This is a genomic window from Pseudomonas sp. So3.2b, from assembly GCF_019464415.1.
Taxonomy (GTDB): Bacteria; Pseudomonadota; Gammaproteobacteria; order Pseudomonadales; family Pseudomonadaceae; genus Aquipseudomonas; species Aquipseudomonas shahriarae.
This window is the reverse complement of record NZ_CP080494.1, coordinates 2,373,310-2,389,965: the sequence shown is the minus strand read 5'-3', so window position 1 is coordinate 2,389,965 and position 16,656 is coordinate 2,373,310. Positions and strand designations below refer to the sequence as shown.

Genomic DNA, 16,656 nt, shown 5'->3' with positions numbered 1-16,656 from the left:
ATCTCGTTGGTCCAATACCTAACGGCCGAACCCGAGCGTTTGCTCACCCCTTTTCTGCAGGGCGGGCATTAGCTCAATGACGATAAGTCTCGCCACCATGCCAGATGGTTAGCGAATCAATCGCTCCATGCACCAGACACAAAACGTCAATACGGACTATTTTTGCTCCGTTTTCAGCCTCGAAATCGACCCAGGTCCTAGTCGCTGCCTCACGTGTCCCAAGTAGCTGATTATTTTCACCAAAGAACCTGAACGTCGCGATATCGGTGCCGGTATTTGCATAACCGAATCTCACCCGCGCGCATCTGAACTTAAACTTCAGACGTGATAGCTGCATTGTATTAGCGCTACCGCAGCGCACTGCCAATGCCTTGCCCTCAATCATTCCCGGCACCAGTTCTCCGGCAGTTCTGACTGGATGAAGCCCAATTCCAGGGGGAGATGAGGCTGGTAATTCAAAATCCAATAAGCGCGTATTGATGATAGTCCCTGCCCCCAGATACTCCTGGTTCGGATAACTCTCAAAATCATCAAAATCGGTTAAGAAATTGGCCCGGATAATCAGCTCCAGAATCGGAAACGCCAGCGCTTCACTTTCATGGGTACTGCCATCGGCGGTCACCTTACAGGTAAACATCAGGCGGCTGAGGTCCTTCAAGAGCTCAAGTTCGAAACGCTGTAGCGCCTTTTTCAAACCTGTACTCGCTTCACCTGCTGTCACCCCCTGCCCCAAGTAAACGTTGATCGTATAAGGGTTGCCATTCTTTTGGGTACCGACGCCCCGCAACCATACTTTCTGGTCCGGCAAGATAAACCACCAGGGTTCAACGGTGATATCCGCGTTCCCATTAAAGGTGCGCAAGTCCAGAATATTGTTGGTTGCCTGCGGCACCACCGGCGCTGGCAAACGTACCGGCACACTGATTTGCAGATCGAAATCCGGGGAAGTCGCCACTTTGCACAGGCTGGTAACGGTGTAGTTGATCTTCACCGTCTTGCCAATCCCACGAATCACCGCCTCCCGGGGGATATGGAAATCCACGTAATCCGGGTCATTGCTGCCAGGCTTCGAGGTCAGCGGCAGGCAGGTACCGTCTGCGCGTTTCCAGCACACGCTGATTGCATGGCCGGGGCTGATCAGGTCATAGGCCACTCGCACCGTCACGCCATCGCGGCCGTTGTATACCGTGAGCTGCGAGCCTACCGCTTCGCGCACCTTGGGCGCTTCGAGTACCAGGTCCTCCTGGGCAATTTCGAGGGTCAGCGATGCAAATTCCTTGGCGCTGGCCTTATCGGACTCGCCATTGAAGTTCACCGCGAAATGCACTTCAAAGGCACTGCAATCCGCCAGTTTTTGCAGTTCGTTGCGCGCCAGTGCCGCGGTGACGCCACCGGCCAGCCATTCCTCGGTTACCGCCTGACCTTCCAGCACCTCAAAACGGTAGGGGCTGCCATCCTCCAACTCACCCGTCACCCACAGCCAGCAAGGTTGGCCCAGGGCCAGATAGAACCAGGTAGCCACCATCGCTGTGGCATCGCCCCCAAAGGTATTAAGGTCCAACGTGCTGCCCGTGGCCTGTTCCACCGCAGGCGAGGGCAGGCCGCTCAGATCCAGGACCTGCACCTCTTTCACCGGCGACTCCCAGGAGCCACCGCAGGCACGCGACACATTGTAAGAAACCGATATTTTCTGACACAGGTTGGCGCTGATCGCAGAGGCCGGAATCGGGAACACCATGTTTCGCTCATCTACACCGACAGTACGACACTCCAGCGCCGGCGAACCGAGCCCTGGTGTGCCGGTAAACGTCGGGCACACCCAATCCCCCGGACACATATGCCCGTACGCTACCTGAAGATGCGCGCCCTCCACCGTGTTCACCGGGTTGAGTAGCCAGCCGTCGGCGCCGCAGTCTACGGACTCGACGAGATGGGGGGCCGTCAACTCCAAGTGGGGCTCGGTGAGCAGATTCACCAGCAGTGAAGGAAAAGACCTGTAGACCGGCCTTGAATCCTTACGCGGAAGAAACTCGACACTAAAGAGAACATACAACTGGCTGTCATGTTTGAGCGCCGCCAGTTGGGCCCGAGACAAGGTTCTGGTCCAACCGCTACGCACGTCTTCTTCAGTAATCGGCGCGTCATCAAAAGGGAGCAGCCGGGCTTTCGAGCCATCCGGGTAAACACCACCGATAAACAACTGAATAACCTGGCTGGTGCCGATAAACGGCCAAGGCGCGACATGAACAGTCACCGGGTCATCACAGCACATCCCTCCAAGGTCCAGGGTGTTGAACGGCGCTTCGAAAATCTGCGGCTGGGGCAGGTTGGCCGGCAGTGGGATCCTGACCACACCTTCAGGCGACGTGTACGGCTCCCCATCCCGGGTCACGGTATAGGAGAAATGCGCGAAGTTATCCAGGCGCATGCCCACGTATTCCGGCGGCACATGGAAGTCGATGCACCCCTCCTCTACGCCATACTGCGGTGCAATCGGCGCGCAATCACCGAAGGTGGATTGCCAGCACAGGGCAATATGGTCCGTGCTCTGCATATCCTCGTAACAAACACGTACCGTGGCCCCCTCCAACAACTTGAGGGGATCAACCTGACCCTGGCCTTGCGCCTCGACCAATATCGGGGCTTGCAAATGCAGGGAGGTATCGACAAACAACAGCGCCGTGTTGCGAGGATGAAACTCGTGGGCGTTTTCGGGCAGTCGGGTTTCGTAGATCGGATCGACCGGTACCGGCGGCTTGGGATCGGTGCCATCAAAGATCACGGCGATATGAAGGGTCAGTGCCGAATAGTCTTCCCGTCGCGCCATCCAGCCCCGTGACAGCTTGAACTCAAAGACATGATCGTCATGGGCTTCGGCCTCCATGACCACATGGTCCCGCGCCACCCAGCTAAACGCGAACGGCGGCTTGTGCTGATCACCGGCCACATTGATAAACAGGCGCTGCCCGGCCTGAATCATGGGCCAGGCGTTAAGGCGGATGGTCTCATCGCCCCTGAATGTCTTCATATCCAGTTGCCAGGTGCTATGGACATACTGGGCATGCTCAAACTTCGGCAGCGACTCCTTGAGGTCCGCCTCCCTGATCTGCTGGACCTCCAACTCCAGCACCAGCGATTCCTTCAACTGGCCCGCCACCCGCGCGGTGTACCAGACCAAAACCGTATGCCCAATGCTGGTGCTGACCGATTGCCAGGGAACCTGAATATCAATACTGCCGCTGGTACTGCCCGGTTGCACAACAGGTTCAAACACCGGCTCGTCCTGGCCCTTGATCGCCCAGTACAAGGTGATAGGACCCGTGCCCATCCCCGTAAAAGCGACGGTCGCGACAGTGCCGTTTTTCGCCTTGATGGGGTCCAGGGTGTTGTTATTGACGGCGTAGCGAATCTGCGGATAGGGCAATTCGACAGCAACCTCGGCAGGTGCCTGGGTAGCCGCCAACGGTGGGCTTTGGGGGGTGGTTTTTTTGACCATGATGCGACCTCCTGTCTGGGAAAGATAACCAGCAAGCCTGCTGGGCAGGCCCAAATCTGCAGGTATCTAGCCCCGGAAACAGGAGGTTTGCCTACTGTCAGAATTGACAGTTCGCACCCCAAAAATGTGCAAAACCGACCAATGGCGTGCCGCCTGTGTGGCGGCCCGTTCGCCGACTCAAAGCCCCTCCAGCTCCGCCATCAAATCGCTCAGGCGGTCCACCGTGCCGGCACTGATGTCACTGGCCGCCAAGCCCTCGATGTACGTCGCCAACTCCGCTACCGTGCTGCATTCGAACATCGCCCGCAGCGGCACATCCCGTTGCAGGCTCTTTTGCACCCGCGAGGCGATTTGCGTGGCCAGCAACGAATGCCCGCCCAGCTCGAAGAAGTTATCCAGCACGCCCACCTGCTCGACCTTCAGCACCTCGGCCCAGATTGTGGCCAGGGTCTGCTCCAGCTCGCTGCGCGGCGCCAGGTAATCCTGGCTGTGCAACTGACCGATCTCCAGAGCCGGCAAGGCCTTGCGGTCGAGCTTGCCGTTGGCATTCAACGGCAGGCGCTCCAGCCACAGCCAGTGCAACGGCACCATGTACTCCGGCAGTTCGCTGCGCAGGCGCTGCTTGATGCGGTCCAGGCGTTCGCCAGGGTTAAGGCTGGCATCGCTCGCCACCAGGTAACCCACCAAGTGCTTGCCATTCACGCCCTCCTGCACACCCACCGCCGCGTCGCGCACCTCGGGCTGCTCGTGCAGGCGCGCCTCGATTTCACCGAGTTCGATGCGGTAACCGCGGATCTTCACCTGATGGTCGATGCGCCCGACGTACTCCAGCACCCCATCGCTGCGCCGCCGCGCCAGGTCGCCGGTGCGATACAGGCGTTCTCCCGGCGCACCAAATGGATCCGCCACAAACACTTGCGCAGTACGCAGCGGGTCGCTGACGTACCCGCGCCCTACCCCGGTGCCCGCCACACACAACTCACCCACCGCCCCTTGCGGCACCAACTCCAGCGCGCCGTCGAGCAGATACAAACGGTTGTTGTCGGTCGGCGTGCCGATCGGCAGGTAGGTGCCACGGGTCGAGGCCAGGTCGACGCAAAAGAACGCCACGTCATCCGAGCATTCCGCCGGGCCATAGGCGTTGACCAGGCCGATATCCGGGTAACGCAGCAGCCATTGGTGCGCCAGCTCTGGCGGCATGGCCTCCCCCGTCGGCAGCATCCAGCGCAGGCCCTGCAGGCTGATACGCTCCTGGGCAAGCATGCCCTGGATCAGCGACGGCACGCTTTCCAGCACCGTGATGCCCTGGGCCTGGACATGGGCCAGCAGGCCCTGCGGATCATGGGCAATGGTGTTGGGCACAATGTCCACCCGTGCGCCAAACAACGGCGCGGCGAGGAATTGCCACACCGAAATATCGAAGCTTTGCGACGCGGTCTGGGCGATCACATCCTGCTCGCTCAACTGCAGGTACGGCACCTTGCTCAACTGGTTATTGAGCATGCCGCGCTGCTCGACCATCACGCCCTTGGGCAGCCCGGTGGAGCCGGAGGTGTAGATCACATAGGCGAGGTTGTCCGGGGCACTGTAGATCCCCGGATTGCTATCCGCGCCCGCCAACTCCTCCCACACCAGCAGCTTCGGCCGCGCGCCGCAGGCAAAGTCTTCGAGCAACACCTGCGCCTGTTCAAGGCAGGCTGCCGTGCACACCAGCAGCGGCGTGCGGCTCAGGTCGATGATCCGGCTCAGGCGCTGGGCCGGCAGGCCGGGATCCAGCGGCAAATAACCGGCACCGGCCTTGAAGCTGCCGATGATCATGCCCAGCAGTTCCAGGCCGCGCTCGGCCAGCAGCGCCACCGGCTGATCCAGGCCGACACCCGCCGCGACCAGGGCATGGCCCAGGCGGTTGCTGTGCTGGTTCAGCTCGGCATAGCTCCATTGCCGGTCCAGGCAACTGGCGGCAATGCGCTGCCCATGCTGCGCCACCTGCGCTTCAAACAGTTCAACGTAGCTGCTTTGCAGCGGGTAGTCGTGGGCGCTCTGGTTGCAAGCGTGCACCAGGAACTCACGCTCCTGCTCGCCAATCAGCGGCAGGTCGGCCATATCGCCATGGAAGCCCTGCACCAGCGCCAGCAGCAGGCGCTTGAACTCAGCAAGCATGCCCTGCACGGTGCTTTCATCGAAATAACGCTGGTCGTAGGACAGGTGCAGGCCCAGGTCATCCCCCGGGTAACACACGGCGGTCAGCGGGAAGTTGGTGTGGGTACGGCCCGAGTCCGAGGTGGCGTTCAGGCTTTGCGCACGGTCCAGTACCGAGACTTCCACCGGAGCGTTTTCAAATACAAACAGGCTGTCGAACAGCGGCTGGCCCTTGGGCAGTTCGCTGTGTTCCTGGATTGTCACCAGCGGCAGGTATTCGTACTCGCGCAGCTGCATATTGCTGTCGAGCAAGGCGCTCAACCACTGGCGCACGCTGCACGGCTGATCGTCCTCGGGCAACTTGACCCGCAGGGCGATGCTGTTGATAAACAGGCCGACCGTGCGCTGCATGTGCGGCATGTCCACCGGGCGCCCGGCCACCGTGACGCCGAACAACACGTCACGCTCGCCGCTCAAGCGCCGCAGCACCAAGGCCCACGCCGCCTGGGCGAAGGTATTGACGGTCAGTTGATAAGCCTGGGCCAGCTCGCGCAATTGCGCACCGTCACGGGCATCCAGACGGGTATAGCAATCCCCCACCACCATGCCGCCACTGTGGCCGGCGTGTTCACGCAGGAATGGCCGGTCGCTGGGGATCGGCGTGGTGCGCTCAAACCCTTGCAGGTTCTGCTGCCACCACTGCCGCGCCTCCGCCAGGTTCTGACGTTGCAGCCAGGCGATGTAATCGCGATAGCGTGGCGGCGCGGCCAGTTGTGCTTCTCGACCTTCACCCAGGGCGGTGTAGATATCGAAAAAATCATTCATCAACAACGAACGGCACCAGGCATCAATCAGGATGTGGTGGTTGCTCATCATGAACCAGTAGCGGGCCTCGCCGACGCGGATCAGGCGCAGGTGGAACGGCGCCTGATTGAGCAGATCGAAACCGGCCTCGCGCTCGCTTTTGAGCAGCGCTTGCAGGCGCGGTTCCTGTTGTTCGGCCGGGGTGCCGGTCCAGTCCAGGTATTCGATCGGCGTGCTGCCGGGCTTGTGGATCACCTGCAACATCGCTTCGCCGACGTTCCAGCAGAACGACGCACGCAAGGCTTCATGCCGGGCGATCACGGCTTTCCAGGCCAGGGCAAAGCGCTCGGGGTTGAGCTCGCTGTTGATGCGGTAGCGGTCCTGCATGTAATAGAGGCCGGTGCCCGGCTCCAGCAGGGTATGCAACAGCAGGCCTTCCTGCATGGGCGTCAGCGGATACACATCCTCGATGGCGCTGGCCGGCACCGGCAACGCGTCCAGTTGCACCTGGGTCAGGTGCGCCAGGGGGAAGTCGGACGGCGTCAGGCCGCCGGCATCATCGCGCAGGCAATGGGCGATCAGGCTCTGCAACTCGCCCAGGTAGGCCTCGGCCAGCTCGCTGATGGTCTGGTAGTCGTGGCGCTCGCGGCTGAAGGTCCAGCGCAGCAGCAGTTCGCCGCCGTACACCTGGCTGTCCACACTCAAGGCGTTGGGCAGTGGCGCATCCGGGTCATGGGCCGGGCCGGCAGACACGTCCAGCGGGTGGAACAGCGCCTGGCTGTCGAAGCTTTGGTCGAACTGCCCGAGGTAGTTGAAGGTAATCGAGGCGTTCGGCAACGCCGCCATGGCCTGGCGACAGGTACTGTCGGTCAGGTAGCGCAGCACGCCATAGCCCAGGCCTTTGTGCGGCACCGCGCGCAGTTGCTCCTTGATCGCCTTGATCGACGCGCCCTGGCCGCTGGCCTCCTCGATATCCAACGGGGTCAGGCGCAGCGGGTAAGCGCTGGTGAACCAACCGACACTGCGGGTCAGGTCGATCTCATCAAACAGGCTTTCGCGGCCGTGGCCTTCCAGCTGGATCAGGGTCGATGCGTGGCCGCTCCAACGGCACAGCACGCGGGCCAGTGCAGTCAGCAACAGGTCGTTGACCTGGGTGCGGTAGGCGCTCGGTGCCTGTTGCAGCAACTGCCGGGTGCGCTCGGCATCCAGGCGCACACTGACAGTCTCGGCGTCGCGGTTGCGCAGGCTGCCGTCCGCCCGGTCCACCGGCAGTTCAACCGGCGGGCCCGCCAACTGTTGCTGCCACAGGCTCAGTTCTTCACGCAGGGATTCGCTACTGGCATAGGCCTGCAAACGCGCGGCCCAGTCGCGCAGGGCGCTGGTCTTGGCCGGCAGGCTGACGGCCTGGCCGTCGCTCAATTGGCGATAGACGTTTTGCAGGTCTTCGAGCAATACGCGCCAGGACACGCCATCCACCACCAGGTGATGGATGGCGATCAGCAAGCGTTGCTGGCCGAGCGGCCCGTCCACCAGCAAGGCGCGCAGCAGCGGGCCGCGCTCCAGGTCGAGGCTGCGCTGGGCATCGGCGAACAGCGCCTCGCACTGCGCCATATCCGCCACCTGGGCCAGCCACAACACGCCACCTTCCGGCACGGCCAGATGCTCGGCGTGCCATTGCGCGTCGCGCTGGGTGAAGCTCAGGCGCAAGGCGTCGTGGTGTTCCAGTACGGCCAGCAGCGCCTGTTCTAGGCGGTGCGGGTCCAGGGCCTGCACCGGCGCCAGTACCAAGGCCTGGTTCCAGTGCTGACGCGCCGGGATCTCACTGTCGAAGAACCAGTGCTGGATCGGCGTCATGCCCGAGGGGCCGGTCAACAGCCCTTGCTCGGCAGTGACCTGCTCACTGCACGTGGCCACTGCGGCCAGGGCCTGCACGGTCTGGTGCTGGAACAGGTCGCGGGGGCTGAAGTGAATCCCCGCCTGCCGCGCCCGGCTGACCACCTGGATCGACAGGATCGAGTCGCCACCCAGTTCGAAGAAGTTATCGTGCAGCCCGACCTGCTGCACATTGAGCACCGCACACCAAATCGCGGCCAGGCTCAGTTCCAGCGCATTGCTCGGCGCCACGTACTGCTGCCGATTGGCCTCGGGGTCCGGTTGCGGCAAGGCGCGGCGGTCGAGCTTGCCGTTGGCGGTCAGCGGCATGCTGTCTAGCACCATCAGGTGCGCCGGCACCATGTAGTCCGGCAGTTGCGCCTTGAGGTGGGTCTTGAGCGCCTCGCGCAAGGCGGCGTGATCGCGGGCATCGCTGACCAGGTACGCCGCCAGTTGCTTGCCACTCGGCGCATCCAGGGCCATGACCACCGCCTCACGGACCGCCTCATGCTCAAGCAGGCGGGTTTCGATCTCGCCCAGTTCGATACGGAAACCACGGATTTTCACCTGATGGTCGATCCGCCCCAGGTACTCCACCAGGCCATCGGCACGCTGGCGCACCAGGTCGCCGGTACGATAGAGCCGCCCGCCATCGGCATACGGGTCGGCCACAAAACGTTCGGCGGTCATGCCCGCACGCTGGTGATAACCCTGGGCCAGGCCGGCACCGCCCACGTACAGCTCGCCAGTCGCGCCTTGGGGCACCAGCGCCAGGTCGGCATCCAGAATATAGGCGACCCGCGCGCCGATGATGCTGCCGATCGGCACGCTGCCGGCGCCCTCCTCCAACACCTCAGGGGCCAGGCTGGCCAGGGGCATGACCACCGTTTCGGTCGGCCCATAGGCATTGAAGAACAGCGCCGGCTGGAACGCTGCGCGGATGCGCTGCAGGTGCTCGCCAGTCAGCGCCTCGCCGCCAGTGATGCACATACGCACCGGCAGGGTCTGGTTTTGCGTGGCCAGCCATTGCGCCAACTGGCTGCCATAGCTAGGGGTGAAGCCGAGGATATTGATCCGATGCTCACGGATCAGCCCGCAGATTTCTTCGGCATCCCATTGCCCCTGGGCGCGCAACACCACCTGCGCACCACTGAGCAGCGGCACCAGCAGGCGCTCGGTGGCGGCGTCGAAATTGATCGAATAGAAGTGCAGCTCGCAATCGTCGGGGCGCATGCCAAAGCGCTCGATCACCGCCTGGCAATGCATGGCGATTTCACCGTGGGACACCACCACCCCCTTGGGCTTGCCGGTGGAGCCGGAGGTGTAGATCAGGTACGCCTGATGCTGCGCCAGGCTGATCGCCGGCAGGTCACTGGCCGGGTAGTTGGCGAGCACCGGCAAGTCATCTTCCAGGCACCAGCAACTGACGCTGGCGGGTAACTCGCCAAGGGCGTCGAACATCGCCGCATCGCTGAGCAACAGGCCGATGCCGCTGTCTTCGATCATGTAGTGCAGACGGTCCAGCGGGTATTCCGGGTCCAACGGCACATAGGCGCCACCGGCCTTGAGGATCGCCAGCAGGCCGATGACCATTTCCAGTGAGCGTGGCAGCGCCAGGCCGACCCGCACCTGCGGGCCCACCCCACGCTCGCGCAGCATCCAGGCCAGGCGGTTGGCGCGGCTGTCCAGCTCGCGGTAACTCAGGGTTTGCCCGGCGAAGGTCAGCGCGGGCGCATCCGCACGGGCCTGCACCTGGGCGCTGAACAGCGAATGGATGCACTGGTCGAGACGGTGCTCGCCGGCCTCGATACCGAGGCCGTCTTGCAGGGCGCGTTGCTCATGCGCCTGGAGCATCGCCAACTCGCTCAAGCGCTGTTGCGGATCGGCGATCAGCGCCTCCAGCAGGTTGCGCCAATGGGCGGCCATGCGCGCAATGCGCGGCTCGTCGAACAAGTCGGTGCTGTAGGTCAGGCAGCAACCCAAGCGATGATCGAGGTCGGTAACTTCCAGGTTGAGGTCGAACTTGGTGGCACGCGCATCGTTGGCCAGGTACTCGACGGTCATCCCGGCCAGTTGCCGGCTTTGCTGGAATTCCCAGCGCTGCACGTTGCACATCACCTGGAACAGCGGGTTGTACGCAGCACTGCGCGGCGGCTGCAGGGCTTCCACCAAGTGGTCGAACGGCAGGTCCTGATGGGACTGGCCTTCGATTACGGTGTGACGCACGTGCTCAAACAGCTCAGCAACGCGCATCTGCCCGTCGAGCTGGCAACGCAGCACCTGGGTGTTGAGGAACGCGCCGATCAGCCCTTCGCTTTCCGGGCGGATGCGGTTGGCCACCGGCGCACCGATGCGCAGGTCGGTCTGGCCGCTGTAGCGGTAGAGCAGCGTCGCCAGGGTCGCGGTCATGGTCATGAACAGGGTCAGGCCATGTTCGGCATTGAAGGCGCGCACCTTGGCGGCGAGTTCATCGCCAAGGTCAAAACGGTACAGCTCGCCCTGATGACTTTGCACCGCCGGGCGTGGCCGGTCGCTGGGCAGTTCCAGCAGCGGATGCTCGTTGCCCAGTTGCGTGGTCCAGTAATCGAGCTGGCGCTGGCGTTCACCGGCCTCCAGCCATTGGCGCTGCCACACGCTGTAGTCCAGGTACTGCACCGGCAACGGTTCCAGGGGCGATTCGCGCTCGTCGATAAAGGCTTCGTACAGCGCGCTGAGTTCATGGGCAAAGATGTCCATGGCCCAGCCTTCGGTGACGATGTGGTGCAGGGTCAGCACCAGGTAGTGTTCCTGCTCGCCGGCCTTGACCAGACAGGCGCGCAGCAACGGTCCGGTTTCCAGGTTGAACGGGCGGTGGGCTTCCTGGTCGGCCAATTGCTGCACGCGCAGTTGGCGCTCGGCTTCGGTAAACGCCGAGAAATCCTGCCAGTTCATGCGCACGCTGCTTTGCGCGGCGACGTTCTGCCGGGCCACACCATCGACACTCGGGAAGGTGGTGCGCAGGGTTTCGTGGCGCATGATCAAGGCTTGCAACGCCGCCTCGAAACGCCCCACATCCAGCACCCCGCGCAAGCGCGCCATGCCACCGACGTTATAGGCCGGGCTGTCCGGCTCCATTTGCCAGAGGAACCACATGCGCTGCTGGGAATAGGACAGCGGCACCGGCTGGCGGCGATCCACCTTGCCGATCGCGCTCTGTTGGTTGCGTTGGCCGCTGGCCTGGATCAGGCGCACCTGTTCGGCAAACGCCCCCAGCTCACTGGCTTCGAACAAGGTACGCAGGGGCAGCTCCACATCACAGGCCTGGCGTGTGCGGGAGATGATTTGCGTGGCCAGCAGTGAATGGCCGCCAAGGGCGAAGAAGTCGTCGCGCAGGCCGACACGCGGCAGGCCCAGCACTGTGCGCCAGATCGCGGCGATCTGCTGTTCCAGGGCGGTGTGCGGCTCGACATGCTCACGCACCTGCCACACCGGCTCCGGCAAGGCGCGGCGGTCGACTTTGCCGCTGGGGCTCAGGGGCATGACATCTAGGCGGATCAGTTGCGCCGGCACCATGTACTCCGGCAACTCGGCGGCCAGTGCGGCTTTCACGTCCAGCTCATCCAGCTCGCCGCTGGCCGTGTAGTAACCGATCAACTGCGCACCGCCGGCGGTCTCGCGAATCAACACCAGCGCTTGGGCGATGCCCTCCTGGGCCAGCAGCCGCGCCTGGATTTCTTCCGGCTCGACCCGAAACCCGCGCAGCTTGACCTGCTGATCCAGGCGCCCGAGGTACTCCAGCACGCCATCAGCCGTCCAGCGCACGCGGTCGCCGGTGCGGTACAAACGGGCGCCCGCCGCGCCCAGTGGGTCGGCGACAAAACGTTCGGCGGTCAGCCCAGCACGCCCCAGATAACCACGGGCCAGGCCAATCCCGCCGATGCACAGCTCACCCGGCACCCCTGCGGGCAGCAGGTTGAACTGCTCGTCCAGCACCCGGCAAAGCACGTTGCCCAATGGGCGGCCGATTGGCGAGCGCTCGCCGTCGGTGCGCTGACAGTGCCAATGGGTGACGTTGATTGCCGTTTCGGTCGGGCCATAACGGTTGTGCAACTGCACCGCCGGCAATTGCGCGAGGAGCCGATTGCGCAACTCGGCGGGCAAGGCTTCGCCCCCGGAAAACACCCGGCGCAGGCTGATGCATTCGGCCGCCAGCGGTTCATCGACAAACAGCTGCAGTAGCGGCGGCACAAAATGCAGGGTGGTCACGCCATGCTCCTGCACCAACTGTGCAATGCGATGGGGGTCGCGATGCTCGCCGGGGCCGGCCAGTACCAGGCGGCAACCGCTGATCAGTGGCCAGAAACACTCCCACACCGACACGTCAAAACTGATCGGTGCCTTTTGCATCAGCACATCGCTTTCATCCAACTGGTAAGTGGCCTGCATCCACTGCAAGCGCTCGGCCAGGGCGCCATGGGTATTACCCACGCCCTTGGGCTGGCCGGTGGAGCCGGAGGTGTAAATCACATAGGCGAGGTTGTCGGCATTCAAGTGCAGGCCCGGCGCCTGGGTCGGCCAGCTGTCAAGCTTGAGGCTGTCCATGGCGATCACCGAAACGCCCTCGGCCACCGGCAGCTGTTGCAGCAGAGGGGTCTGGGTCAGCAACAATTGCACGCCGCTGTCGGCCAGCATGTAGGCCAGGCGGTCGGCGGGGTAATCCGGGTCCAGTGGCACATAGGCGCCGCCGGCCTTGAGGATCGCCAGTAAGCCGATCAGCAGTTGCGGCGAACGCTCGGCGGCAATCGCCACGCACACGTCCGGGCCGACGCCTTTGTCGCGCAGGTAATGGGCCAGGCGGTTGGCCTGGGTGTGCAGTTGGGCGAAGGTCAGGCTGGCGTCCTGCCAGACCAGGGCGGTGCGCTCGTCGCTGTGTTGGTTGAGTTGTTCCGGCACCAGGCGCTGCGCCGGGGCGCACGGGGCCTCGCTCCAGTTGCGTTGCTCGGTGTGCTCGGCGGCCTGCAGCAGCGCAAGGTCGCCCACCGCTTGATGCGGTTGCGCACAGGCCGCTTGCAACAGGTTGACCAAATGCGTGGCCAGGCGCGCGATGGTGCTGGCGTCGAACAGCTCGTCAGCGTAGTCGAATGACAGGCTCAGGCGCCCGTTGCGGTCTTCTTCGCTGTGCAGTTGCAGGTCGAACTTGGCTTCGCGGCTGTGCCACGGCAGCTCTTCGGCCAGCAGGCCCGGCAGGCGGCGCAAGGCACTCAGGTCACGCTGCTGGTGGTTGAACATGACCTGGAACAGGCCTTGTTCCCGGGCTTGGGGGAAGGCTTCCAGCAGCTGTTCGAAGGGTAAGTCCTGATGGGCCTGGGCCTCGGTGGCGGCCAGGCGCGTCGCCGCCAGCAGCTCGCTGAAGGGCAGGCGCGCATCCACTTCGGCGCGCATCACCAGGGTATTGATAAAGAAGCCGATCAGGCCCTGGGTTTCGTGGCGCCCACGGTTGGCGTTGGGCACACCGATGCGGATATCGCGCTGGCCGCTGTAGCGGTACAGCAGGCTCTGGAACGCCGCCAGCAACAGCATGAACGGCGTGGCCTGGTGCGCTTGGGCGGTCTGGCGGATCGCTTCGCCCAGGCTGGCGTCCAGGCGCACGCTGTAGCGTGAAGCGCTGCGCCGTTGCTGGGCCGAGCGCGGGTGGTCGGTGGCCAGGCTCAAGATGGGATGTTCGTCACCCAGTTGCTGCTGCCAGTAGGCCAACTGGCGCTGGCCCTCGCCTGCGGCCAGCCATTGGCGCTGCCAACTGCCGTAGTCGGCGTACTGCACAGCCAGGGCCGGCAACTCGAGGCGCTGGCCCTGGGACGCAGCAGCGTAGAGGCGCGAGAACTCGTCGATCAATACAGTCAGCGACCAGCCATCGGCGATGATGTGGTGCAGGGTCACCAGCAACTGGTGATCTTCATCGTCCAGGCGCAACAGCGTGACCCACAACAACGGGCCTTGCTCCAGATCGAACTGGGTGCGTGCCTCGTCCTCGCGGATCTGCGCGGCGCGGGCTTCACGCTCGGCCAACGGCAGGTCGCGCAGGTCGATGACTTGCACGGCAAACTCACGCTGTGCATCCACGCGCTGGTAGCCCTGGCCGTCGCGCTCATAGAACCGCGTACGCAGCGCTTCGTGGCGCTGGATCAGTTGCGCGAAGCTTGCGTGCAGCGCGTCTTCATCCAGCTCGCCGCGCAGGCGCAGGGCACCGGGGATGGTGTAGGCGCTGCTCTGCGGGTCCAGTTGCCAGGTGATCCACAGGCGATTTTGCGCCAGGGATTGCGGCATATCCTGCTGGCGTGACAAGGCGCTGATTGCGCCCTGGGCCACGCCCCCGTCCGCCTGCAATTGGCCGACACTGACGGCGAAATCGGCCAGCACCGGCGCCTCGAACAGCAGGCGCAGATTGAGTTCCAGGCCCAGGGTTTCGCGCAGGCGGGCAACCACTTGGGTGGCGCTGATGGAGTTGCCGCCGAGCAAGAAGAAGTGATCATCGCCAGCCACTTGCGCCACCTGCAACTGTTCGCACCAGATCGCGGCGATCTGCTGTTGCAGGTCTGACGCCAGTGCCCCATCGCCCGCCTGCGCGCGCTGATCGGGGAACTGCGCGTAGCTGTCGAGGCTGCCATCGGCCAGGCGGGTGCGGCAGGCCGAACGCTGGACCTTGCCACTGGAGGTTTTCGGCAACGCGCCGGGGTTGAGCAGCACCACCACGCAGGGCGCTTCTTGATAGGCCTCGGCCACTGCCTGGCGAATGGCTTTGATCAGGGCTTCCGGCGGCAGGATCTTCTGCACGCTGCGGCTGATTTCTGCGGCGATGCCGATACCTTCCAGGCCCTGGTCATTCACCGCAAATGCCGCGACACGCCCCTTGCGCACCACTTCCACTTCGCGTTCGACGGTTTGCTCGATGTCCTGCGGGTACAGGTTGTGCCCGCGCACGATCAGCAGGTCTTTCAGGCGCCCGGTGATAAACACCTCGCCGTCGCGGATAAAGCCCAGGTCACCGGTGCGCAACCAGGTGCGACCGGCGTGCTGTACAAACGTCTCGGCGGTGGCTTCGGGGTTGCGCCAGTAGCCGTGGGCAATGCTCGGGCCGGTGGCCCAGATCTCGCCGACGCAGTTGTCGTCCAGCTCGGCGAGAGTCTGCGGCTCGACGATCAGCACCGCGTGCTCGGGCTGGCTCGTGCCACAGCTCATGATCGCGGTGCCCTGCCCTGGTTCGGCACGGTTGGCGGCCAGCGCCTGTTCGTCCAGGCGCAACGCCGGGATGCCCTGGCCACGGGTGCCGCCGGCGACAAACAGGGTCGCTTCGGCCAAGCCATAGGAGGCGAAGAAGTTGTTCGGGGTAAAACCGCACGGGGCGAACTTCTCGGCGAAGCGCTCCAGGGTGTCGAGACGGATCGGCTCGGAACCGGAATAGGCCACGCGCCAATGGCTCAGGTCCAGGCGCTCAAGGGCCGAGTCGCTGACCCGCTCGCTGCACAGGCGGTAGGCGAAGTCCGGGCCACCGCTGATGGTTCCGCGGTATTGGCTGATCGCTTCCAGCCAGCGCAACGGGCGGCCAAGGAAGTACGCTGGCGACATCAACACGCAGGGCACGCCGCTGAAGATCGGTTGCAACAGGCCGCCGATCAAGCCCATGTCGTGGTACAGCGGCAGCCAGCTGACAATCACGTCATCGGGGTTGAGGTCGATGCCAAAGCCGCGACGGATCAGCAATTCGTTAGCCACCAGGTTGCCGTGGCTGACTTGCACACCTTTGGGCAAGGCGGTGGAGCCGGAGGTGTATTGCAGGAAGGCGATATCGTCGTCCTGCAGGTTTGGCGCGACCCAGCCGGCGGCGATTTCGCTGTGCAGTTCATCCACGCAGAGCAAGGGCGGCGCTTGCTCGATCTGCCCCAGGGCGTCGCGCAAACCACTGCTGGTCAGCAACAGCCTGGGCTCGGCATCGGCGATGATCGACAGCAACCGCTCCTGGTGATGCCGGCGAGTGGACTCCGGCGGATAGGCCGGCACCGCGATCACCCCCGCGTACAGGCAGCCAAAGAACGCCGCGACATAATCCGGGCCGCTGGGGAACAGCAGCACCGCACGCTCACCCAGCCCGGCCGAGGCCTGCAAGGCGGCAGCGATGGTGCGGGCGCGCAGGTCCAGGTCACGGTAGCTGAGCACCACGGTCTCGGCGGCAGACTCAGCCAGAAAGCGCAGGGCCACCTGGTCCGGGGTCTGCGCGGCGCGGCGCTGGAGAGACTGGACCAGGGTGCGGGGAAGTTCGAAGGCGTCCATCATGAGGGGTTCCTGCCTGAAATCGGCTTACGGGGAAATCG

Annotated in this window: 2 protein-coding genes; both read right to left on the bottom strand. The window is 63.8% G+C overall.

Features of this window, described 5'->3' with window-relative positions:
• Positions 1-73: 73 nt before the first annotated feature.
• Positions 74-3,496 carry a hypothetical protein gene (locus K1X80_RS10890; protein WP_057960215.1) on the bottom strand — a complete coding sequence of 1,141 codons (3,423 nt, stop codon included), beginning with the start codon at positions 3,494-3,496 and terminating at the stop codon, positions 74-76.
• A 177-nt stretch (positions 3,497-3,673) separates the two neighbouring features.
• Complete coding sequence (locus tag K1X80_RS10885; protein WP_220172884.1) at positions 3,674-16,618, bottom strand: non-ribosomal peptide synthetase; 12,945 nt, start codon at positions 16,616-16,618, stop codon at positions 3,674-3,676.
• Positions 16,619-16,656: the final 38 nt, after the last annotated feature.